The organism is [Scytonema hofmanni] UTEX 2349, assembly GCF_000582685.1.
Lineage (GTDB): Bacteria > Cyanobacteriota > Cyanobacteriia > Cyanobacteriales > Nostocaceae > Hassallia > Hassallia hofmanni.
In genome coordinates this window covers 31630-54576 of the sequence record NZ_KK073766.1, presented here as the reverse complement: position 1 = coordinate 54576, position 22947 = coordinate 31630, and the positions used below count along the sequence as shown (strand labels likewise).

General features: G+C 42.7%; 15 protein-coding genes and 2 pseudogenes. 10 read left to right on the top strand and 7 right to left on the bottom strand.

Going from position 1 to position 22947, the window contains the following annotated elements; all coding sequences use genetic code 11:
- The first annotated feature begins 23 nt into the window (after nt 1-23).
- Nucleotides 24-4133 (top strand): Eco57I restriction-modification methylase domain-containing protein, encoded by a 4110-nt coding sequence (locus TOL9009_RS0104180; protein WP_029631400.1) that lies wholly within the window; start codon nt 24-26, stop codon nt 4131-4133.
- Between the two features lie 28 nt (nt 4134-4161).
- Here TOL9009_RS0104180 and TOL9009_RS0104175 read toward each other — a convergent pair whose 3' ends face one another.
- Together TOL9009_RS0104175 and TOL9009_RS0104170 are read right to left on the bottom strand one after the other, a co-directional pair.
- Nucleotides 4162-4440 carry a DUF4351 domain-containing protein gene (locus tag TOL9009_RS0104175; protein WP_029631398.1) on the bottom strand — a complete coding sequence of 93 codons (279 nt, stop codon included), beginning with the start codon at nt 4438-4440 and terminating at the stop codon, nt 4162-4164.
- A gap of 177 nt (nt 4441-4617) precedes the next feature.
- Nucleotides 4618-5442, bottom strand: a complete 825-nt coding sequence (locus tag TOL9009_RS0104170; protein WP_029631396.1) for a DUF4351 domain-containing protein — start codon at nt 5440-5442, stop codon at nt 4618-4620.
- Between the two features lie 280 nt (nt 5443-5722).
- Here TOL9009_RS0104170 and TOL9009_RS46850 point away from each other — a divergent pair, with 280 nt between their 5' ends.
- From TOL9009_RS46850 to TOL9009_RS0104140, 7 genes are all read left to right on the top strand, one after another.
- Nucleotides 5723-5896, top strand: a complete 174-nt coding sequence (locus tag TOL9009_RS46850) for a type II toxin-antitoxin system RelE family toxin (RefSeq protein WP_186227471.1) — start codon at nt 5723-5725, stop codon at nt 5894-5896.
- 216 nt (nt 5897-6112) lie between these two features.
- On the top strand, nt 6113-8113 hold the full coding sequence (locus TOL9009_RS37975; protein ID WP_242055189.1) for a UvrD-helicase domain-containing protein: 2001 nt from the start codon (nt 6113-6115) through the stop codon (nt 8111-8113).
- A gap of 130 nt (nt 8114-8243) precedes the next feature.
- Nucleotides 8244-12272 (top strand): DISARM system helicase DrmA, encoded by a 4029-nt coding sequence (drmA, locus tag TOL9009_RS0104160; RefSeq protein WP_029631394.1) that lies wholly within the window; start codon nt 8244-8246, stop codon nt 12270-12272.
- Nucleotides 12273-12351: 79 nt separating this feature from the next.
- Nucleotides 12352-14241, top strand: a complete 1890-nt coding sequence (drmB, locus tag TOL9009_RS0104155; protein WP_029631392.1) for a DUF1998 domain-containing protein — start codon at nt 12352-12354, stop codon at nt 14239-14241.
- Entirely contained in the window at nt 14238-15053 is an 816-nt protein-coding gene (gene drmC / locus TOL9009_RS37970) for a DISARM system phospholipase D-like protein DrmC (RefSeq protein ID WP_051502786.1), read from the top strand. The genes drmB and drmC overlap by 4 nt, the downstream gene beginning before the upstream one ends.
- A gap of 475 nt (nt 15054-15528) precedes the next feature.
- Nucleotides 15529-15789 carry a hypothetical protein gene (locus TOL9009_RS0104145; RefSeq protein ID WP_029631390.1) on the top strand — a complete coding sequence of 87 codons (261 nt, stop codon included), beginning with the start codon at nt 15529-15531 and terminating at the stop codon, nt 15787-15789.
- A 169-nt stretch (nt 15790-15958) separates the two neighbouring features.
- Nucleotides 15959-16597 (top strand): hypothetical protein, encoded by a 639-nt coding sequence (locus tag TOL9009_RS0104140; RefSeq protein WP_029631388.1) that lies wholly within the window; start codon nt 15959-15961, stop codon nt 16595-16597.
- Between the two features lie 185 nt (nt 16598-16782).
- Here TOL9009_RS0104140 and TOL9009_RS0104130 read toward each other — a convergent pair whose 3' ends face one another.
- Nucleotides 16783-17415 carry a glutathione S-transferase family protein gene (locus TOL9009_RS0104130; RefSeq protein ID WP_029631386.1) on the bottom strand — a complete coding sequence of 211 codons (633 nt, stop codon included), beginning with the start codon at nt 17413-17415 and terminating at the stop codon, nt 16783-16785.
- A 194-nt stretch (nt 17416-17609) separates the two neighbouring features.
- Between TOL9009_RS0104130 and TOL9009_RS0104125 the strand changes: the two genes are divergently transcribed.
- Nucleotides 17610-18797, top strand: a complete 1188-nt coding sequence (locus TOL9009_RS0104125) for an RNA-guided endonuclease InsQ/TnpB family protein (RefSeq protein WP_029631384.1) — start codon at nt 17610-17612, stop codon at nt 18795-18797.
- A 161-nt stretch (nt 18798-18958) separates the two neighbouring features.
- Here TOL9009_RS0104125 and TOL9009_RS45095 read toward each other — a convergent pair whose 3' ends face one another.
- Nucleotides 18959-19342, bottom strand: coding sequence for a VOC family protein (locus tag TOL9009_RS45095; protein WP_144238145.1), 384 nt, complete (start codon nt 19340-19342; stop codon nt 18959-18961).
- A gap of 84 nt (nt 19343-19426) precedes the next feature.
- A pseudogene (locus tag TOL9009_RS0104105) lies at nt 19427-20498 on the bottom strand (transposase); the annotation flags it as partial.
- 410 nt (nt 20499-20908) lie between these two features.
- On the opposite strand from TOL9009_RS0104105, the gene TOL9009_RS0104100 reads away from it, so the two are divergent.
- Nucleotides 20909-21364, top strand: coding sequence for a hypothetical protein (locus TOL9009_RS0104100; RefSeq protein WP_029631378.1), 456 nt, complete (start codon nt 20909-20911; stop codon nt 21362-21364).
- A gap of 106 nt (nt 21365-21470) precedes the next feature.
- Here the strand turns inward: TOL9009_RS0104100 and TOL9009_RS0104095 are convergent, their stop codons facing one another.
- Both TOL9009_RS0104095 and TOL9009_RS37965 read right to left on the bottom strand, forming a co-directional pair.
- A complete protein-coding gene (locus tag TOL9009_RS0104095) occupies nt 21471-22442 on the bottom strand; it encodes an ExeA family protein (protein WP_029631376.1) in 972 nt (323 codons plus the stop codon).
- Nucleotides 22432-22947, bottom strand: a pseudogene (locus TOL9009_RS37965) (IS481 family transposase); the annotation flags it as partial. The pseudogene TOL9009_RS37965 and the gene TOL9009_RS0104095, both read right to left, overlap by 11 nt.

The following is a 22947-nucleotide window of genomic DNA, read 5'->3' as shown; positions in this document are numbered from 1 at the left end:
CCCATTCCCCATTCCCAATTCCCATGTCTACAGCCCGTCACCACGCCGAATGGTTATCGCTAGTTGAAGCTTCTGGCCCCTTTCTCAGTCTACCTGTACTCCTCAAAGTATTTCCTAATGGCTTAGATGCCCACGATCCAGAACACTTAAAGCTGTTACGATTAGCATACGAAGAATGGCAAGATAATCAATTAGGGGCAAAACCTGAACCAGCAATTCATCGGGCATGGGTAGATTTTGTGCTGCGGCAGACTTTAGAATTGCCGGATGAAGTTTTATTAACAGGTCAACGCATTCTCACGGGGCTAGTTGCCACAATTGCTGAACAGGGTGAAACTTTGCGTCCCGACTGGGTGGTAGTTGAACCGGATGGGAACAAACCTCGCTTATTAGTGCAGATTGTATCGCCTCAGCAGAATTTAGAAAAACCCCTTAAAGACCGCCGTTGGAAAGCAAGTCCAGCGACGCGGATGATGGAGTTGCTGCACGCTTGTAATGTGCGGTTGGGATTGGTGACGAATGGAGAACATTGGCTGCTGGTAAACGCCCCACGGGGGGAAACGACTGGTTTTATTTCCTGGTATGGGGCGCTGTGGCTGGAAGAACACATCACACTGCGGGCATTTCGGAGTTTGCTGGGTGTACAGCGCTTTTTTGGGGTAGATGACTCGGAAAGCTTGGAGGCTTTGCTGCAAGCAAGTGTTACCGACCAGCAAGAAGTTACCGACCAACTTGGCTATCAAGTCCGCAAGGCGGTGGAAGTGTTGGTAGAGGCGTTAGACCGCATCGACCAAGATAGAAACCGCACTCTCCTTGAAGGTATTTCTGAAACAGACCTTTACGAAGCTGCGTTGACGGTGATGATGCGGCTGGTGTTTTTGTTTTCGGCGGAGGAACGGGGTTTGTTGCTACTGGGCGACCCCCTTTACGACCAGTATTATGCTGTTTCCACCCTGCGGGAACAGTTGCAGCAACGGGCTGATAAAGAAGGTGAGGAAGTATTAGAACGGCGTTATGATGCTTGGTGTCGGCTGTTGGCGACATTTCGGGCAGTTTATGGCGGTGTTCAGCATGATACTTTGCAGCTTCCCGCCTATGGTGGTAGTTTATTTGACCCTGACAGGTTCCCATTTTTAGAAGGTCGAATGTCCGGGACACGCTGGGAAGAAATTTCTGCCGACCCGATTCCAGTGAATAACCGGATTGTGCTGCACCTATTGGAAGCTTTACAAATATTACAAGTTAAGGTGGCTGGTACTGTAGAACCACGTAGGCTATCTTTCCGGGCATTGGATATTGAACAAATTGGTCATGTTTATGAAGGTTTACTCGACCATACAGCAGTAAGGGCAATTGCGCCTGTTTTGGGGTTGATGGGAACGCGGTATCAGGAACCAGAAGTTTCTTTGGAGAGGTTGGAGGGAATTGGGGATGGGGAATTAATTAAATTTCTGAAAGCGGAGGCTGGGCGATCGCAGTCTGCTTTGCAGAAGGCTTTAAAGCAAGAGTTGACGGCGTATGAAGAACAACGTTTGTTGACGGCGTGTAATAATGACCAGGAATTATTTAACCGCGTGTTGCCTTTTGCTGGGTTAGTCAGATTAGATACTTTAGGTTATCCGGTGGTGATTCCTACGGGAAGCGTGTATGTGACGCAGGGAAGCGATCGCCGGGAGACGGGGACACACTACACGCCGCGCAGTTTGACGGAAGAAATTGTGCAGTACACCTTGGAACCGTTGGTGTATGAGGGTGTGGCTGAGGGGAAGCCGAAGGAACAGTGGAAACTCAAGTCAGCAGCAGAATTATTAAAATTGAAAATCTGCGATATGGCGATGGGTTCGGGGGCGTTTTTGGTGCAGACTTGTCGCTATTTGGCGGAACGGTTGGTGGAAGCGTGGGAAAATGCGGAAAAGGCGAATCCGGGGAAGGTGGTGACTGCACCGGAGGGAACTTTATCTAAATCGCGTCCAGAGGAGTGTGTAATTCCCAAGGATGCGGATGAACGGTTGATGGTGGCGCGGCGGATAATTGCGGACAGGTGTTTGTATGGGGTGGATAAAAACCCCTTGGCGGTGGAAATGGCAAAGTTATCGCTGTGGTTGATAACGTTGCAAAAGAATCGTCCGTTTACCTTTGTGGATCATGCCCTGAAGTGTGGGGATTCGCTGATTGGGGTGAGTTTGGAACAGTTGCGTTATTGGAATTTAGACACAACTGGGACACCGGAATTATTTGCTGAGGAGATTCGGCGGGAAGTTGATAAGGTGATTGAGTTACGGCGAGAGATTGCATCGCTTCCGGTGTTGACGAGGGAAGACCAAAATCGCAAGGTGTATTTATTGACGGAAGCGAATGCGAGAAGTTTTGATTTACGCAGAGGTTGCGATTTATTGGTTGGGAGTTATTTTAATGATTGGTCGGAGAAGGAAAGGGAAGGTTTAAGGAAGACTTTGTTAACTACTTTTCGGGATGGTGCAGATATTCCTGATGGGATGGGTAAGGCTTTACCTGATTTTGAAAAGTTGCGTCCTTTTCATTGGGAGTTGGAATTTCCAGAGGTGTTTTTGCCCTCACCCCAGCCCTCTCCCACGGGGAGAGGGAGTAAAGAGAGTAAAGGGAGTAAAGTCACCCCTCGCCCAGAGGGAGAGGGGACGGGGGTGAGGGTTGGATTTGATGCGATCGTGGGAAATCCGCCGTTTATGGGTGGGGGAAAAATATCGGATGCTTTGGGTACGGATTATCGAGATTTTATTGTTAAATGGATTGCGAATAATAAACGTGGTAGTGCTGACCTTTGTGCTTACTTTTTCTTACACGCCAAGCAGTTATTAAATGTAAATGGTGGATTTGGTTTAATTGCTACGAATACGATAGCGCAGGGTGATACGCGAGAAGTAGGATTAGACCAATTAGTTGCTGATAAATGTGTAATTACTCGTGCTGTACCGAGTAGAAAATGGTCGGGTATTGCTAATTTAGAAGTTGCTTATGTGTGGTTGCGACAAAATAATTGGTTGGGTGAGTTTGTTTTAGATGATAAGGTTGTTGATGGAATTACAGCGTTTTTGACAAATCCAGGGAAAGCGCTAGGAAATCCTCATAAGTTAGTGGCTAATCAAAGTAAAGCATTTAAAGGTCATAATGTTTATGGGATAGGATTTGTCATTTCTGAAGAAGAAGCTCAAACATTAATTGATAAAAATTATAATAACACAGATGTTTTATTTCCTTACCTAGTTGGTGAAGATGTAAATTCTAGACCAGACCAGTCACCAAGTCGATGGATAGTTAATTTTCGGAACTGGTCTTTTGAGGAAGCATCAAAGTATCCTAATGCTTTATCAATAGTTGAGGAAAGGGTTAAACCTGAGCGAATTCAAAATAAACGTAAAGCTCGTTCAGAACGTTGGTGGATTTATGGAGATTATGCAGTTGGTTTAGAAAATGCGATCGCAAACCAAAAACGAGTATTAGTCCTATGTATAGTAACTCAATATTTTGCACCTGCATTCTGCCCTACAGGATGGGTTTATGCTCATAGATGTTGTGTTTTTTCTTTAAATAATTGGTATGAATATGCAATATTGCAATCTACAATTCATGAATGTTGGGCTAGACAATATTCATCAAGTCTTGAAACACGACTGAATTATTCTCCCTCAGACTGCTTTGAAACCTTCCCTTTCCCCACATCAACCGCAAACCTAGAAGAAATAGGCGATCGCTACTACAACCATCGCCAAAATATCATGCAAACACGCCAAGAAGGATTAACCAAAACCTACAACCGCTTCCACAACCCCGACGAAACCGCCGCCGATATTCAACAATTGCGCGAATTGCACATAGAAATGGATAATGCTGTAGCTGCTGCTTACGGTTGGCAAGATTTAGAATTATCTCATGGTTTCCACCAAACCAAACAAGGCTTACGCTTCACCATCAGCGAAACTGCACGGCGAGAAGTACTAGATAGATTATTAGAATTAAATCACCAACGCTATGCTGAAGAGGTAGCACAGGGTTTACATGATAAAGGCAAGAAAAAAGGTAAATCTGGAGGTAAGAAGAAGGCGCAAGCGGAATCTAAAAAGCAAGATAATGATAATGGGCAGTTGAGTTTGTTTTAGGTTGAGAATATGGAAGATGAATCCTCTTTCACCAATTAAATACCTTTTTTACAAACCGATTTTCCCAATCCCTTTCATGTTCATATTCATCTAACCAAACCTTTAAATCAATTGCATCATTAAATTCCATAAAAGCTATTGCAAAACCTTCTAACTGTTGCAGATTCAATCCGCGAATGCGTTCGGATATTCCAGGTATTTCTTCCTCAAGTTCATCAATATCACAAAAACGACTACGAACTAAACAATTAAATAAATGATATACACCTGGATATAAAATATCTTCATCATTGACTGACTCTTGCATAAAATCCTCACTCCATAATTGATTGGATATCAATATAGTACATTTTTACTATAAAATAAATAGCCTATTGTTGTAAAAATATGAATTAAGTTAAATTTACTTTAATAATTATGAACAATCACCATATAAAAGACCGGAGTTTTTACCTCCGACTTTATAGTTTATCAAAACCTAAAACTAATTACTTTCCTGCTGATCTAACCAAGTAACTAAATCAGATACTTCTGAAATGTTGAACAATGCAGCACCTAAAGCTTCGAGCTTCTCAACAGATAAAACTTGAACTCTCTCAATTATGAATGAATTAAGCTCCCCAAAACGTTGATTGAGTAACCGCAAACAAAATGAAAACGCTTCTTGTTGTTTCCCCTTCTGCAAAATATCCTGATAAATTACAGATTCTTGCATAATTTCCTCTCCTAAAAATTGCTGAATTAAATCCTTCTCAAACTTCAAACCTGCTAATATCTCTGTGTAAGCGGCGATATTCTGCCGAGTTTCCCTATCTGAGATTCTAGCAACACTTTGGGCAACCTGCGATAATAACCTTTGGGGTGAATCTGTCTGTGTTAAAGGTGCTAACGGTAATAATGCAGGATTATCCAGAAATAACGCCGAATCTTGTTCCCACATTCTGACAACACGATAGCGGTGATGTGTCATCTCATTTACATATTCTTCAGTAAAAGCGATTTCGTTACTTGTCTCTTGTAAGAAAATCACTACTTGCGTTATTGGAACATCATATTTTCGCACTAATCTAACAAAATAATCCAACATTCGTAAGGGAATGGGAGTATCAGATTTTGCTCCTGTCTGAAATTCCAAATGTAAAATCCGATTCTCTGTTTGTAAAAATGTAACAGAATCTGCTCGAATTGGTTCGATGCTTAATTCAGTCTTTAATACTTTGATTTGTCGCGGTTCATCAGGTAGCAGCCATCGGGCAAAATCCGTTGGATATTTCTCTGCTAATATTTTACAAACATTGTCAAATGGCACTAATTATACCCAAATTTTATCCACTACAATTTTATAATTTTCTGGCTAATAAATAAAAATTTTATAATAATAAATTACTATAGTTATCAACTAAATATTACATTTTAAAAATGAGTAAAACTTTAACTTGCTGGCATTTAAATCATTTGCAGAAAGCAGATAAAAAGATTTTTTATCTCATTACCCATTACCAATTTCCCATTCCTCATTGAAGATGGAGTATAATTTTTAATAGTGTTTAAACACACTTATATTTTATACGTATAAATACTTATGCACAATGACTTTCGAGATCATCCATAAACCTACCTTCACTAACCAACTCTTGGCTATTCCTAAAGAGTACGTAGTGCAAATTTTAGAAAAAATCGAAGTATTGCGGGATGATCCCAAACCTCACGATGAAAAGGCAGAAGGCAGAGGGCAGAGGGCAGAAGGGAAACCCCATAAATAAATTGAGGGGTTTCAATAAGGACACCTTTTTTCTCGCGCCTTGCGTCTCAAAAAAATCTTTTTACATTTGTTCATAAATAAATTTAGGGGCTTTAAACCCACGCTTGCTGAGGGCAAAAATTGCATTTTCTTCCTTCTGCCTTCTGCCTCCTGCCCTCTGCCTTTCTTCGGTAATTTAAAGAAAAAATTACATGGCTATAAGGGTGATGTGTATCGCTTGCGTTCAGGCGACTATCGCATAATTTATACTTTTGGCGATCAATGGGTAGCGTTGCTGGGTGTAGATGCCCGTAAAGATGTATACAAAGGCGATAAGCTAGTTGCGGAAACAACCAATATTGATATCAGCACTCTGCCAGATGTAGAAGCATTACTGGCTGTAAAACCAACTTATACCCCAAACTTGGTTTTGCCTGATACCTCCAACACAGAAAGCCCGCTACCCGTGAAAATTACCGAAGATTTGCTTCATCGGTTGCGACTACCGGAAGAATATTGGACAACATTAACCGCGTGTCGGACATTAGATGATTTAATGGCAGTCAATTTACCAGGTAAGTGGTGCGATACTCCTACGGAGTCGATTATCGAACGCATTTTTGATTGTATCGCTGAACCCAATTTTGACCAAGTTCTGAACCAACCCAGCTTTGTTACGGGTAGCACTGATGATTTATTGCGCTTCACTGAAGGTGAGTTGCTGGGATTTTTACTCAAACTCAATCCCGAACAAGAAAAGTTCGTCAGTTGGGCAATCAACGCTTCTGGCCCTACACTGCTAAAAGGTGGCCCCGGTACAGGAAAAAGTACCGTTGCACTTTACCGTGTTCGTGCGTTGGTAGAAATCCTCCAAGCCAACGGAATCGAAAAACCTAAAATCCTATTTACAACCTATACAAATGCACTGGTTGCGTTTTCTCAACAACTTTTAGCAAGTCTGTTAGGCAAAGATATACAGTATGTTAATGTCAAAACTGCCGATACAATAATTGCGTCAGTCATTTCCCAAAGTACCGGAAAACCCAATATTGCTTCTGGTGATGTCCTGCGAAAAACCATTAAGCAAGCGCTAATCTACGCAATTGATTCTCTAGAAGGCAATTTACTACAACGTCAAGCGCAAGAACAAACGTTAAAACGTCTGAGTATCGATTATCTCATCGATGAAATTGCTACAGTTATCGAAGCACGCGAAATCAAAACTCTCGAAGCATATCAAGCAACGCCACGAAGCGGTAGGGCAATTTCCCTTAACAAAACGCAACGTCAAGCAATCTGGCACTTGCGTCAACAATTTTACCAGCTGCTAGAAAAACAAGAACTCGAAACTTGGCAGCAAGTCCGTACCCGTGCCTTAGAAACATTACGGGAGATGGATAACCCGCCGATTTATGATGCAGTGGTAATTGACGAAGCCCAAGATTTAGACCCCAATACTTTACGTATTTTGACTCAAGTCTGCCGTCACCCTAACCGCCTGTTTATTACCGCCGATGCCAATCAATCCATATATGGTAGTAGCTTCCGATGGAGTGACGTTAGCCAAGACTTGAAATTTGTCGGACGCACAGGAGTACTGCGCGTTAATCACCGCACCACCCGCGAAATTAACGAAGCTGCAATATCTTACTTGGCAAATTCGATTTTAGATGATGAGGAAATGGGGAATTGGGAATTGGGAATCGGAGAAATTTCTCGTTCTCCAACTAGAGACTATATCCACAATGGCCCACCACCGGCTGTCCGTGCCGTAAATAATCCAGGGGATGAAGCAGAATTACTGGTACGATTTTGCAAAAGTGCTGCCCGTGAATTTCGGTTGGGTATTAACGCTTGTGCCGTAATTGTGCCGACAGAAAATGCTGGTACAAAAATAGCTGGTCAACTTTCATACTTAGGTTTAGAAGCGCATTTCATGTCTAGCAAAGACTTGGACTTAAATAAACAAGGTGTTAAAGTTATTACGCTTAAAGCTGCGAAAGGGTTAGAATTTCCCATTGTAGCGATCGCCGGATTTTTGGATGCAACCTATCCAACAATTCCCAAAGGTACACCGGAGGATGAAATTACAGAAATTTTAGCACGCGATCGCCGGACTTTGTTTGTTGGTATGACTCGCGCTATGCGGGCATTGTTGGTTATTGTTCCTGCAAGCAACTCTTCTCTCCTCTTGGAAAAATTTGATTTTCAATTGTGGAATCTGGGTAATAGGGAATAAGAAAGAAAAATGGCATTGCTGAATTGCGAAATTTGCCCTCATCCCCAACCCTTCTCCCCCAAGGATAAGGGAGTAAGAAAGAAGTTTACACGCATAATTTAGGCTAAATATATATACTTTTATCAGCAATATGGAAATTATTAAGCTTCCTTCTGTACTTCCAGGTGAATTAGATTTACTAAATATCAATAAACAACTGCGGGAACATCAAATTCAGCTTGATTGGAGTGCGGTTGTGTCTGCACCAGAATCTCAGCTTGTGGTTTTGCTGGACGGAATCGATCAAGTAGAAGATGCTGATTGCTTGATAAATGGAGATATTGCAGAGAAAATTGCCACTGATATCATCAATTTCTTTAACAAGCAGAAGCCGAAAGTTAAAAAATCGCGTTCTAAGAAAAAGCCGCTAGAAACTAAAGTAACTCCTCAACTTTGGGAACAGAGAAAACTATTAGAAACGCAATTTATACCTTCAACAAATGAAGGTCAATTATTAGAAGAGAAATTTATACTTGCGATTGATCCGGTTGTTGAGGAAAAGCTAGAAGTAAAAGCAGATGAAACTAGTAAAATTCTGGAATCGCAGTTACCCACACCTTATAAAATCCGTGATGAATTAGAAAAAGCAGTACTGGCAGATTTACTTGGGCCTGCGGGTGGTGAGGAAGAAGAAGTAGATGAGGATAGTGTAAGCGATCGCTATCTTGTAGGGTTACTTGCACCGCAACAACGCCGCATCACTGCTGAGACTGTAAATAAATCGGTTGTGGCTGACGAAGTGCAAGACGAATTATTTAGAGAAGTTGACTATCAACAACCAGAACTTCTTGATGAATTGGCTGTAGTTGGTAAAGGTACTGTCGAGGAAGGCACAACTGAGGTTAGTGTACCACCTGCTGAAACGATGTTTCCCTCATCTTTTGGGATGACTTTTTGCGTTAGTGGTGCAGCCAAAATATTGCAAATTAATGCAGGTTGGGGACAATATAAACGCACTAAAAGCGAAACTATTACCAAAAAAGATGATACACCAAAAATGGTGTGGAAGCGCCAACAAATTCTAGGAAATTCACCTCCTATTCCTCTAATCGAAGGAGAAATTCCTAAATGGACGGTGCATTCAGAATATCCCCAGGTGCAAGTACAAGGCAAAATTCGCCAACAAAGTAACGGGGATTGGATTGTTAGCTTGTTTTTAATTAATGGGCAAAAAGAACCCGCAAAATTACGTGATGAATCGTGGTTATTTCAACCAGAATTAAGCGTACAATCAGCAGATTCTCAACATCTTGATATTTTTCTAAAGCGACACAAACCGCGTCAGGCTGGTAAGCTTGACCCGGTGATTTATGCTGAAGAAAAAGCAATGGCAATGCTTTATCGTAAACAGGTAGAGTTCGCCATTGGTCATGGGGTAAGCGTCCATGCCGAAACAGCACAAAATACTACAGAATGTGCTGTTAAATTATCTACCAACGTTGTACCTGTCTACGAAGTTCCCAAAACCTCTCCACCTCAAGCAGATGAAATTCCTGAATTGGCGGGATTGGTTTTGGATATGAAAGAACTTGCACAAACTCCAACCGCAGATTTTATCAGTAAGCTAAATCCTTTGGTAACAGCTTACGAAACCTGGATTAAAGAACAAGCACAACGGATTTCTAATCCTAATGAAGGATTGACAGATTACCAAGATGTAGCTGAGGATGCAATTAAAAATTGCGATCGCACTCTTCAACGCATTCAGTCAGGTTTAACGCTGCTGCAAACCAACCCTGAAGCAGCCGAAGCTTTCCGATTTATGAATCAAGCCATGCACTTGCAGCGTCTTCGTTCTATTTACTCAGAAGAAGCACGCCAAGGCAAAGCGCCAGAATTAGACAAAATCCCTAATCCTACTTGGTTTCCCTTCCAATTAGCCTTTATTTTGTTGAACTTACCCAGCATAACCGACTTACACCATTGCGATCGGAGTCACGAAACCGATGCTGTTGCAGACTTACTCTGGTTCCCCACTGGTGGTGGTAAAACTGAAGCTTACCTGGGATTAACCGCTTACACCATCGGCTTGCGGAGGTTACAAGGGGTAATTGCGGGACGTTCTGGAGAATATGGCGTTGCAGTCCTCATGCGCTACACCCTACGCCTGCTTACCCTACAACAATTTCAACGTGCTACTACCTTAATTTGTGCTTGCGAATCTATTCGTAGAGACAACCCAACTAAATGGGGAAAAGAACCATTCCGTATTGGGTTGTGGGTAGGTCAGCGCACTACCCCCAACCACACCGACCAAAGCGAAGAATTTTGCAAACAAGCGCGAGGGCAGTACCAGCAAAGTGCTAGCGGTTCCCCTCACCAACTCACAAATTGCCCGTGGTGTGGTTCTAAAATCGATCCAGGTAAAAACATTGAAGTCGAATCTTTTAGTAAAGGTCGCGCCCGTACTCTAATTTACTGCGGCGACTCTTTGGGGCGTTGTCTGTTTAGTAAAAAACAATCTTCAACTGAAGGTTTACCCATCCTTGTAGTTGACGAAGAAATCTACCGTCGTTTACCCACGCTGTTGATTGCTACCGTAGATAAATTTGCCCAAATGCCTTGGAAAGGGGAAATTCAAATGCTATTTGGGCAAGTAGATGGTTACTGTGAACGGCATGGTTTTCGGACATCAGATATTGAAGATACTAATTCACATAAAAAAACTGCGTATTTACCCGGTGCTAAAACAATTCACAGCAACCCCCTACGCCCACCTGACTTAATCATCCAAGATGAGTTGCACTTGATTAGTGGCCCCCTCGGTACGTTAGTAGGACTTTATGAAACCGCAGTAGATCAACTCTCCTCTTGGGAAGTCGATGGTAAAAAGGTTCGCCCCAAAGTCATAGCTTCTACTGCAACAATACGTCAAGCAGAAACTCAGATGCATAACCTATTTCTGCGGAAAGTACAGGTTTTTCCACCCCAGGGCTTAGATGTAGAGGATAATTTCTTCTCACGCCAGAGGAAACCAAATGAGACTAATCCAGGGCGGCGCTATGTCGGTATTTGTGCCACAGGGCGACGGCTAAAAGCTGCATTAATTCGAGTTTATGTTGCTATTCTTGCTGCTTCTCAAGATTTGTATGAAAACAAACAATACGGAAATCGTGCTGACCCCTGGATGACGTTGGTCGGTTACTTCAATTCTATGCGGGAATTAGGGGGTATGCGACGCTTAGTGGATGATGATATTCGCATCCGCCTTGGGAAAATGGATAGTCGGGGACTAGCAAAGCGTCTGCGGATTAACTTGGAGGAACTTACATCCCGTAAGGATTCTACAGATATTCCTGTAGTTCTAGATAGGCTAGAAACATCCTTCGATCCAGTGCGAGAAGCACAAATCAAAGCCAAACGCAAAGCTGGGGAAAAAGTCGATCAGCTTGAACCGCTCGATGTTTTACTTGCTACTAATATGATTTCCGTGGGTGTAGACGTGAAACGCCTGGGTGTGATGGCTGTTACAGGTCAGCCCAAAAATACCGCCGAGTATATTCAAGCTACCAGCCGTGTCGGGCGGACATTTCCTGGTATCGTATTTACAGTTTATAATTGGGCGCGTCCTAGAGATTTATCCCACTACGAAAGATTTGAGCATTACCACGCTACATTTTATCAACACGTAGAAGCGCTATCTTTAACTCCCTTTGCGCCCCGTGCGATTGACAGGGGTTTAGCCGCGTTATTTATATCACTGGTGCGGTTGGCGGGTAGAGAATTTAACGGTAACAACCAAGCAGGACGAATTGAACGCAACCATCCTTATATACAATCTGCCATTAATACAATTTGCGATCGCGCTAATTTAGTTGCGGGTACAGAAGCCCAAAAACTCGTTAAACAAGCACTGGAAGCCAAATTAGATATTTGGTTGAGTAAAGCACAAAACTTGATTGGAGGCGGTACTCTCAAATATCAGACAGACAAGCGTGATGGTTTAACCATTGAACTATTAGAATCAGCAGGTCAAGGAATTTGGCAAGAATTTACTTGTTTGAACTCCCTGCGAAACGTCGAACCGACAGTAGGGTTAATTTTTCAAGATCAAGTACCTGATGATGACTTTAGTCGCTTACCTCAAGCAATGAAAGAAGAGGGAATGGGGAATATGTAAAAAATACAGTTTAATAGTCCACAATTCCCAATTCCCAATTCCCAATGCCCAATCCCCAATTCTCAATCAATTCCCCAAAATGAGCCAATCTAACTATAAATACAGAGTAGGCGAACTGCGACCCAGCCAGATTTTATTTTCCTTCGGTGTAGGTGCTGTACTCGACTTGCCAAACCTTTCAGTTATGGTTATGGGTTTGGAGGACTGGAACACCCAACAGGGAGTAGTTGAATTAGGGGAACAGCGTCTCCTTGCAGCCATTCGTCGTGAATTGGGTCAACAAGTTAAAAAACTACTTGCACCTCCAATACCTGCTGAAGATGCCTCTTCATCTAGTCCTTTTGACGAATATGCCAGAATAGGAATTCCCGTCGCTCCCTTTCCTGGATGGATGGTATGTCCGAGATGTCGGTTGCTAGCCCCTTTATATCCTTATTTCCAACTTAAAAAAGAAAATTATTCTCGTCCAGATCAAATCCGTTACGTTCATCTAAACTGTCCCAAAAGTCAAAAGAAAGACCCAACAGCAATACCATCGCGGTTCCTCGTTTCCTGCGAACGCGGACATTTAGATGACTTTCCTTGGTTATATTTTGTCCATCGTGGTAATACAGCCTGCAAGGGATCACTCAGGCTGGAGGAATACGGTGTATCTGGTTCACCTACAGATATTGTAGTCAAATGCAATGGCTGCAACACCGAACGTCGATTATCCGATGCTTTTGGTGAATTAGGCAAAAAAAATATGCCGCGTTGTCGCGCTCGTCACCCGCATCTACGTAACTTCGATGATAGCTGCGACGAACAGATGAAAACCATCTTGTTGGGAGCATCCAATAGTTGGTTTCCAATTACACTCTCAGCCTTATCAATTCCCATCACCTCCAATCAATTAGAGCAGTTGGTCAATCAAAACTGGACTATTTTGGGAAAAGCGAGTAACTTTAGTGCCTTAGATGCTGTGCTGCAAGCTTTCTTCGCTATGGGGCAACTTCAGGAATTATCTAAATACACAACAGACAAAATTTGGTCGCTAGTTGAACAAAAACAACTTCAGCAGCAAAACAATTTTGATGATGAAAGCGTCAGGGACTTGAAAACACCTGAATGGCAAATTTTCTCAGCAGCAGACCAAAATCTTAATACCCCAGATTTTCAACTGCGGACTGTAAACCCACCATCTGGGTATAAAAATTACTTTTCGCAGGTGGTGTTGGTAGAAAGATTGCGAGAAGTTCGTGCCTTAATTGGCTTTACACGCATTCAATCCCCAGGTGATTTTATCGACTCTGGAGAAATTCTCACAGAGCATCGGGTTCCATTGAGTCGCAGCAAACCTAAATGGGTACCGGCAAGTGAAGTCAAAGGCGAGGGTATCTTTATCCAGTTCAAAGAAACGACACTTCATCAATGGGAGCAAAATCAACTGTTGCGAGATTATGAGCGTCAAGCATTCGATGCTCATAAAAAGTGGTGTAATGTTCGTTCTCTCGATCCAGACAAAGTTAAATTTCCCGGTGTACGGTACATTTTACTACACTCCTTTGCTCACGCCCTGATGCGGCAAATGGCCCTTGAGTGTGGTTACAATGCTGCCAGTTTAAAGGAGCGAATTTACTCCAAACGACCAGAAGAAGAAGGCGGCCCAATGGCAGGCATACTAATTTATACCGCCGCGCCTGATAGTGAAGGTACCTTGGGTGGTTTAGTCAGTTTGGGAGAGCCTAAAATACTTGGATACCATATAGACCAAGCTTTAGAACAAATGCGGTTATGTGCTTCTGATCCCTTGTGTGCAGAACATACTCCCTTTAAAGGAGCTACATCACTACATTGGGCAGCTTGCCATGCTTGTCTGTTTAGCCCAGAAACCTCCTGTGAACGCGGCAATAAGTATCTGGATCGCGCGGTACTTATTCCCACTGTACTATCCGCAGACTTAGCGTTCTTAAGAGAGGAGAAAACGTGAGCTTTTTACCACCGCTTTTATTGGCTCAAATTCGTACCTGTGCCAAACAACTTCCATCTCCTGTTTTAGATGCTGTAATTAATTTGTTGATAGCTACTCCAGCAAGATATTGTGATTTTGCGTTGAAAGCATCAATCTTGAAACAACTGCCCAATACTAATTTTCGCCGACTAGTAGGGGAATTGTTAGAAACTTGGTGTCGGGAAGCTATTTATTTGGACAGTAGTGCGATCGCGTCTGCATTAGCCACAGCAATTTACTGTGAGGTGGCAGCAAAGAATGAGTTGTCTGTTGAGTTAGTTTGGACTGGCCCCACAAGTGAGGGAATACCACTTCGCAGAACAGAACAAGTGTTACTACAATTAATTCACGAAGCACAACGGGAAATAATTCTTGTCAGTTTTGCTGTTTATAAGATTCCAGAGATTGCAAAAGCATTATTAACAGCAATGAAACGAGAAGTCACTGTGCGAATTATTGCTGAAACCCCCGAATCTAGCAAGGGTAAAATACCTTTTGGAGTCAGTGCAGCATTGGGACTGGAAATTGCCCAACAAGCACACATTTTTATTTGGCCACGAAATAAGCGGCTTACAGATTCAGAAGGAAGGTATGGTTCCTTACACGTTAAATGTGCGATCGCTGATAGAAAGCACTTGTTTATTTCCAGTGCTAACCTCACTGAGTACGCTCTGACATTAAATATGGAAATGGGACTACTAGTTCACGGTGAAGATATAGCTCATCAAGTGGCAGAACATATCGACCGTTTAATTCAGGAAGAGTTTCTCGTATCTTTAAACTCGCTGTAGGCATAAGTATTCAGTAGGCAACTAATTTTTGGCTATACATTTCTGTTAAAGCAGTTTTTTACCTAAAAAGTTATTTTTCTATTTCTTCTACTCATATATACAAAGGTGCTTGCATTCTCAACAAGTACGTTTGTAACTTGGCAAGTGTGCAGGTTAGGTAATACAAACATAGATGTGAAACTGAATAGTTCCTACTGAACTGATATATGCCAGTTTGATTTTGAGAATTAATGGTTTTTATGAGGCTAGCGAGTGCCCAAAACATCTGTGTAAAATATTGTGGCATCTGCGCGAAAAAGAAATTTGTATCTAATTGATAAATTCCTCAGCAAGGGACTCGTATTTTCTATAGATTTGCTGTATCTTGTTTATTCCGTGCAATTATTAACACCCAATTTCTCACAACTTTGCTGTCATCCAGATTTTCAGCCGATGCCTTTGGGGAGCAGTGAATGAAAACTTTTAATAGATAGATATGAAGATCATCAAAAAATCCGACAAGCTGACTCTGAAGAAAATGATGGAAATCCAACACGCTGAAGACCAAAATCTTCAAGCTGATACCGTCAATTCTTCAGCCCCTGTAGTTGATGAGCAACCAGCAGCAATTCTTCTTCCAAGAGAACCTGACTATATTCCATTCCTTGACAATCCTCCAGTACAGTCTGTTGGCAACTCTGGTTGGCAGATTTCTGACATTTGGCGGGATATCCGGGTGGATGATTTTTGTGGGTGATACTCCTGTTAAGCATAGGTAAAAAAGAATACATTACTCCTGTGGTGTACGTACTGTCACAAACAGGAGTTGCTCTTTGGTAAAGAAGCCTACCAAATAATCGACGATAGCATTAAAGTTGAGTGCGTAGACGTTTAGGCGGCAAGGCGATAGACATTGCAATGGCTCAATGGGTAAACGAAAGAGAAAACATCAGAAAAAATCCTTCCCTTGGATGGTAGAAGAAAATCTGTTCATTGCAAAGACTGGTAACGAAATAGTTACAGATGCTGGATGGGAGAAAATTTCATTTGAAGAAGCGCGAAAACTATTTAGTCCCGAAACATTTCAAGAATGGTACGAACTGTTCCTAGAAAATACAGATATCTCGGAAATACTTTCAGAATCTAACGTAGATATAGATTTAGATGATGAATCAGCAATAGATAACTTTTTACAAAGGAGCAACTGGACACCAAAACAAGTCAATTTAGTTGTAGCGAAGGCTATCTATAAAAATCATGCCTGGGTGAGAGCATTGCTGATTTCTACACCTGATGTTGAAGAACCCTACTTTCAAAATTATGAAATGGAGGCAATTCGTTTAGGAGTCCAATTGCGGAAATACATCAAAGAAGATATTCCAGTAATTAATGACTGCAAAGATGCTGTCAGACATTTACATGGAAGATATGCCCTCATTGGCTGGCAACCAAGAAATTGTGTGACAGCAGCTCACAACCTAAAAATATCTCAAGCAACTAAGGTTTACAATGAACTTCTCTGGGATGAAGATTGGGTAGATGAAGAAGACTGTTCAGGAGATTGACAGCTTTGATGATATCGTTGAAGTGACTTGGCTTTTGCTAGACAATGATTGCGTCTAGAAGCGATCGCAGCGCTGCAATTCGTAGAAGCTGGAAAAATTAACCTGGATGTCCTGGATGTCTCTGTAAAACAATATCTACCAGACTTCACTCTGGCTGATACCCAAACGGCTGATCAGATCGCGAATCATTGTGAGGTCTGATTGAGACTTGCAAGTGCAGCTGCGATTCGCCCAGATGCCTTTGGTCGTTTGTACATTCGTTCCATGTAGTCCACCAGCGTGGGGAAAGTGGCGAGTAGCTGAACTTCGTTCGCCCAATCCAGTGTGTAAGCAAGCACAAAATCAGCCACTGTGACGTGTTCACCCACTACAAACTGCCGATCCAACAGATGGTTCTCTAAAACGACAGCCATACTGGTGAAGTCTTGCCGAGCGAGAGGTATTTCAGCAGGCAATCTCAACTGTTCTGGGTATATAAACGTGTGGCGAGCGATACGCCATAGCGGCTGTTCCAATTCGGTGGCAGTAAAGAGGAGCCAACGATAAAGCTGTGCTCGCAGAAGCAAGTCTGTAGGTACCAAGTTAGATTCTGGGTACTTCTCACCGAGGTACAAAGCAATGGCTACGGATTCAGTGATGATATGTTCGCCATCGACGAGCACAGGGAGCTTGCCAGTGGGATTAATGGTGAGAAAATCGGGTGTACGGTGTTCACCTGCCCGCATGTTGATAGAGATTGCTTCAAATTCCACCCCAAGTTCCTGGAGAACCCAACGAACCCGAATTGATCGTGTGGGAGCAAATTCATAGAGTTTCATCTAACACCCCCAGGAGACTCCCGCCACAACGCAGTTTGGCGGCGAGAGGAATGGGGACGAGCGAGAAGTTTCACCCCTGAGACGAATTGTCGCTTTGCGACATTAGGCGACGGGGTGAACGACGAGTGAGTAATTAAACTTTGGTGCATGGGGGGTTGTACGTATTTCACAAATTTAATGGTAAAATGTGAGGTATGGAAAAAGCCTACCGCTACCGTTTTTACCCAACCACCGAGCAAGAACAGATATTGCGCCGGACAATTGGTTGTGTGCGGTTGGTTTTCAACAAAGCTTTGGCTTCCCGAACCGAGGCTTGGTACGAGAGACAGCAGAAAGTTGATTATGTTCAGTCTTCTGCTATGTTGACTTCTTGGAAAAAACTTGATGATCTCCAATTTCTGAATGAGGTTAGCTGTGTACCACTGCAACAAGGTCTGAGACATCTGCAAACGGCTTTCACTAACTTTTTTGCTGGTAGAGCAAGATACCCCAACTTCAAAAAGAAGCAAAGTGGTGGCAGCGCGGAATTTACCAAGTCTGCTTTCCGGTGGAAAGATGGACAGGTTTACTTGGCTAAATGCTCTCAAAGTTTGCCAATTAAATGGTCTAGGCAGCTTCCCGAAGGATGTGAACCTAGCACCATCACAGTTAGACTTGAACCTTCTGGACGCTGGTTTGTTAGTTTGCGGATTGACGATCTGACCGACCAAGCCATGCAACCAGTTGATAGTGCTGTAGGCTTGGATGTTGGCATTAGTAGCCTTGTCACCCTGAGTACGGGTGAAAAGATTGCGAATCCAAAAGCGTTTGACAAGCACTATCAAAAGTTGAGGAAAGTCCAAAAGTCTTTGAGTCGCAAACAAAAAACTTCTCGCAATCGTGATAAAGCTAGACTCAAAGTTGCTCGGATTCAAGCTAAAATTTCTGACGGACGTAAAGACCATCTGCATAAACTGACAATCCGACTGATTCGTGAAAACCAAACGATAGTAGTTGAGGATTTGGCAGTTAAAAACATGGTCAAAAATCCCAAACTTGCCCGTGTTATTAGTGATGCTGCATGGGGCGAGATGGTGAGGCAACTGGAATATAAAGCCAAGTGGTACGGTCGAACCTTGGTGAAGATTGACCGATGGTTTCCCAGTTCTAAACGCTGTGGTAGCTGCGGACATATCGTTGATAAATTGCCGTTGAGTATCAGAGAGTGGGATTGTCCAAACTGCGGAACACACCACGACCGTGATATCAACGCCAGCCGGAATATCTTGGCGGTGGGACACACCGTTGCAGTCTGTGGAGCGAACATAAGACCTGATAGGCATAAGTCTAAAGGGCAGTTGCGAAAATCCAGTAATGGAAAGAAACAGAAACCCAAATCGTGAGTTTTGGGAATCTCCCGCTACACCGCTTTTGTTAGCGGGAGAGGATGTCAAGAATCAACCTCAGTGATGTGCAAATATCTTTCATCTTCTTGTATGAATGGGTGTGCTAATGTTTCGATGAGTTCGCTTTCTTTGTGTTCCACTGGTTGTTCTGTTGTGGTTCAAACTCCTGCTCCTTCCCTTTGGGCCTCAACTGGATGGGTTGCTTCGGGTTCCATATAAATTAGTTCCCAAATGTGACCATCTAAATCCTGAAATCCATGCGCGTACATAAATCCGTGGTCTTGAGGTTCGTTGTAGGTTGTGCCACCAGCAGCAACGGCTTCACGAACCAGCTGATCCACTTTTTCTCGGCTCTCAACTGATAAGCACGTCAACACTTCGGTACTTTTTGTGGCATCGCAAATCGGGTTTGGCGTGAATGTTTTGAATTTCTCATGCGTCAAAAGCATCACAAAGATGGTTTCGGACACAATCATGCAGGTGGCCGTTTCATCGGTAAATTGGGGGTTGAACTGAAAGCCAAGTTTTGTGAAAAACTCGATCGATTGCTGGAGATCTTTGACGGGTAGGTTGACTCATATCTTGCACCTGGAAACTTGGATGTCAATTCCCTGACTAAGTGCCAAGTTTCTCAGGCGTTCAATATCTTGTAAAAGAAATAACAGCAATAATTGTGGAAAGATAGTTTGGAATGCAATTTCAGCGGCTTGTCCCCAATTGGGTAAACTTGTTGATGCTCTGGTTGTAGATAAGTAAGCCCAATGGGCCAAGATATAGGAGATTAAAGACAGTATCAACCAACGGTAAACACCTAAAAGTGTTCCTTGCCCAAAGCGGTGTAAGCCAAAACGATGCTTGGCAGTTTTAAACCAGCCCACTAGAAAGCCATCGGCGTTTACCCCACCAAGAAATAGTGCTGGCTTTAAGAGCTTTGGTGGAAACAACAAATCGTTTTTCGTACTTACCATCATCACGTTTAAAATAATACCAAGACACATAAACAGGAAACTTTAAACCTTTCAGGCGCAGGTGTTGTCCGCGTTTATGTAGTTGAGAAACGCTGTATCCCGAAGTTAATTGCCGCGTCCTTGCGATACCAACAATGACGTGATACTTCAGCTTTCGCACAGCATGTAGAAATTCCACACTGCCGAATGCAGTATCTACGAGAATCATCACCTGGAAGTGCTGGGTTAACTTTTTCGGCAAACAGAAAATCTGCTTTAATCCCAACTGTGCAGGAGAGGAAGTACCTTTTCCCCTCCATACACGAAAACTCCAGGGAATTCTCCACTGACCAACAACCAAATACACCACAACCAAATGCAAGCCTCGTTTTCCGTTGTAGACAGGGATTAAATCTTTAAATTGCGGAAATTTGCCGCATTTTTCTAAAGTTGTCAGGTCAATGATGACTTGCAGACAAGGTTTGCGTCCTTTTGGGCAGTAGGACAAAATCTCCTCAAGAATACGAGCGCGCGTAGTACGAATTACACTACGGGTTGACCAATGATAAATATTCAGAAATCGGCTTAATGCACTGGCAGACTTACTTTGGGAGTGTTCAGGTAAAGGATGTCCTTGTGCCTGTAGGAACAATCCCAACATTGCTTCTAAGTTCTGTTGCTGATATCTAGAGGGCATCAACGACAGCAGAGTGTAGACTAGCTTTTGGGCGTGGGCAAGAATTAAAACCATTTTTCTTGCTTTGATATATGCTTTTCACGCCCTTTTTCTCATATTTCTGCTATTAAGTGCAAATCCATCTACTCTTTCAAGTTAGCGATCGCTTGCTCCTTAGTAATTTACGTAATCTCACCCTTTGTTTGGTTATATAAATTTATTTTGTCTACTTAAACACTTGCTCGCTGTTGAAGCCACTTTTTTTACACTCCTATTTGCCTATTAGTGGTTTATCCTCAGAGGTGCAAGATATAAGTTGACGAAAATTTGAGTACTCATCTAAACCTCCAGGAGACTCCCGCCACACTGGAACAGTTGGCGGTGAGAAGAATGGAGGAACGGCAATGAGCTTCATCCCCAAATAACTTTGAACTACGTTCAGACAATGCGCGGGGTGAGCGAGTTGTCATTAATAATTTAAGTGGATGAGTTACAATACTATTATGACTCAATCCATATCTGTTAAATGCAAGCTTATAGTCCCATCTAACTTTGTCGGCGAAATCGACCGCACAATGGAGGGGTTTGCTGATGCTTGTAATCAGATTTTGGAAGTAGCAAAACGTGAGAATTGCTGGAATACTACTAAGCTTCACCATTTGGTTTATAAGCCTGTGCGTGAAGCGACTGGATTGAAAGCTAACCATGTTTGTCAGGCTATCAGAAGAGTTATTGGTAACGCTAAGGCTGTTAAACAAATCCACAAATTTAGACCCACCTCTATCAGTTTGGATGTTCGCACCTTTGTTTATAAGGAAGAAATTCAATCGGTAGGTGTAATAACCTGCAATACTAATCACTCAAACCTGCAATCAACGCATTTCCAAACCAGGATTATTTGCAACTATAATTACACTTCAACCAGGATTAATTGCAACTGAGCCAGGATTAACTGCAACCAACCTGCAATCATCGGTTTCAACCAGGATTATTTGCAACTATAAATACGAACAAAATACTTCCATTTTTATTGCATTTTCAATCCGCTCAAAGTGGCAGTCCCGCCGCCAGCATTTGTTCCTGTAATTCACGCGAACGCGCTGGGTCAAGTTGCCCGCGAAACAGTAATTTAATTTCAGCCGGTTTGGCATTGAACTGTTCCGCCAAGCCCCTTACATCGTAGCCATGCCGGGTTAGGGTGGGTTCCAAATCGTCAATTTGCTTAGATAAAACGGACTCAACAATCGCCGTGGTAACAGGTTTTTCCCCAAAGAGGTACGCTGCCTCAAAAGCAAGTGTCAAATGTTGCTCGATTTGTAGTGGTGTCCTCAAGCGCATGGCGAGTAAATCAATGGCTTCCACCGACAATATGTCACTTATTTGAGTATCTTCAGTGATGCATTTAGATACCAACCATTCAATATATTCTCGTTGGCTACCAACAATACCCTCCAAGGAGAAGACCGTTGCCCGATAACCGATTTCTTCCATAGTTGGACGGCGCAAATCATTTTTTAGCTTAGGATGGCCAGCCAACACTACCGAAAGTGTGCCACCACCGTCTTCAACTACTTCAATTAAACGTTTGAGTCCCGTCAAAGTACTGTAGTGAAGGTCGTGCGCTTCATCCACAAACAGTGCAACGGGCTTTTTACCTTTTCTAATTAGGTCGCGTAGTTCCCGTTCCCGTTTTTCTCCAAGTACAGGGATTTTAATTTCTTTATCTGTTGATAAATCGTAAAATAAGGCAGCAATCAGTGTTGGTAGGGTCGCTCGGTCTTTATCAACAGAAAGGGATTTCGAGACTAAAATCTTGCCTTCTTTTTCTAAAACTTCAAACAAACGTCGTAAAGTCGTTGTTTTGCCACACCCGATAATTCCCGTGATAGCAACCAACTTCCCTGAATGGATTGCGACTTTAATGTCCTTAAACATTTGCTTTTGATGTTCCGTCTCATAGTACCCAGACTTGGAGAACTCCCGAACTAAGCGAAAATGTTCCATAACCTCAGTGAGCATTTTGTTCCCCTCCTTTATGTGAGTGGAAATATTGCCGTACTCGTTCAATAATCACTTTTTTAGTCAAAGTTTCAGCTAGCAGTGCATCAATAAATGCCAACTGTTCGGTAGACAATTTCGCTAAAGGTTTAGCTAGATAATCCGAAATCGCCCTCTTCGCAAACAATACAGTGGGATAAGTAAATTCTTGATATGGGTCGGGGTCGTTAAAAGGTGTGGCAGTTGGCGTAAGTTCCTTGTACTTATCTACTAGAAATTGTAAGTCCGCGTTTTTGTCTAAGGCTGTCCGTGGCAAGCCCAACTTTTTAGCCAAATCGGCAATTTTATCTGCCCTTTCTTCGGTTTTAGTTTTCTTGTGTTTGCGATAGCGATGTAGTGGGATGGGCCCATCAACCGGGTAAAATGGCCCGTAGCGGCGATCGCTAAACTCAACGTATAGCTCGTTGTCAAATAAACCCCACCAAAGGACGACGGTTTCACCTGCCAAGTCTGGCTCTACCTCGTA

What these genes read in the sequence shown, in the direction of transcription:
- TOL9009_RS0104180 (WP_029631400.1), top strand. Translation starts at nt 24, where the DNA reads ATGTCTACAGCCCGTCACCACGCCGAATGGTTATCGCTAGTTGAAGCT.
- TOL9009_RS0104175 (WP_029631398.1), bottom strand. Translation starts at nt 4,440, where the DNA reads ATGCAAGAGTCAGTCAATGATGAAGATATTTTATATCCAGGTGTATAT.
- TOL9009_RS46850 (WP_186227471.1), top strand. Translation starts at nt 5,723, where the DNA reads ATGACTTTCGAGATCATCCATAAACCTACCTTCACTAACCAACTCTTG.
- drmA (WP_029631394.1), top strand. Translation starts at nt 8,244, where the DNA reads ATGGAAATTATTAAGCTTCCTTCTGTACTTCCAGGTGAATTAGATTTA.
- drmB (WP_029631392.1), top strand. Translation starts at nt 12,352, where the DNA reads ATGAGCCAATCTAACTATAAATACAGAGTAGGCGAACTGCGACCCAGC.
- TOL9009_RS0104145 (WP_029631390.1), top strand. Translation starts at nt 15,529, where the DNA reads ATGAAGATCATCAAAAAATCCGACAAGCTGACTCTGAAGAAAATGATG.
- TOL9009_RS0104140 (WP_029631388.1), top strand. Translation starts at nt 15,959, where the DNA reads ATGGGTAAACGAAAGAGAAAACATCAGAAAAAATCCTTCCCTTGGATG.
- TOL9009_RS0104130 (WP_029631386.1), bottom strand. Translation starts at nt 17,415, where the DNA reads ATGAAACTCTATGAATTTGCTCCCACACGATCAATTCGGGTTCGTTGG.
- TOL9009_RS0104125 (WP_029631384.1), top strand. Translation starts at nt 17,610, where the DNA reads ATGGAAAAAGCCTACCGCTACCGTTTTTACCCAACCACCGAGCAAGAA.
- TOL9009_RS0104100 (WP_029631378.1), top strand. Translation starts at nt 20,909, where the DNA reads ATGAGTTACAATACTATTATGACTCAATCCATATCTGTTAAATGCAAG.
- TOL9009_RS0104095 (WP_029631376.1), bottom strand. Translation starts at nt 22,442, where the DNA reads ATGCTCACTGAGGTTATGGAACATTTTCGCTTAGTTCGGGAGTTCTCC.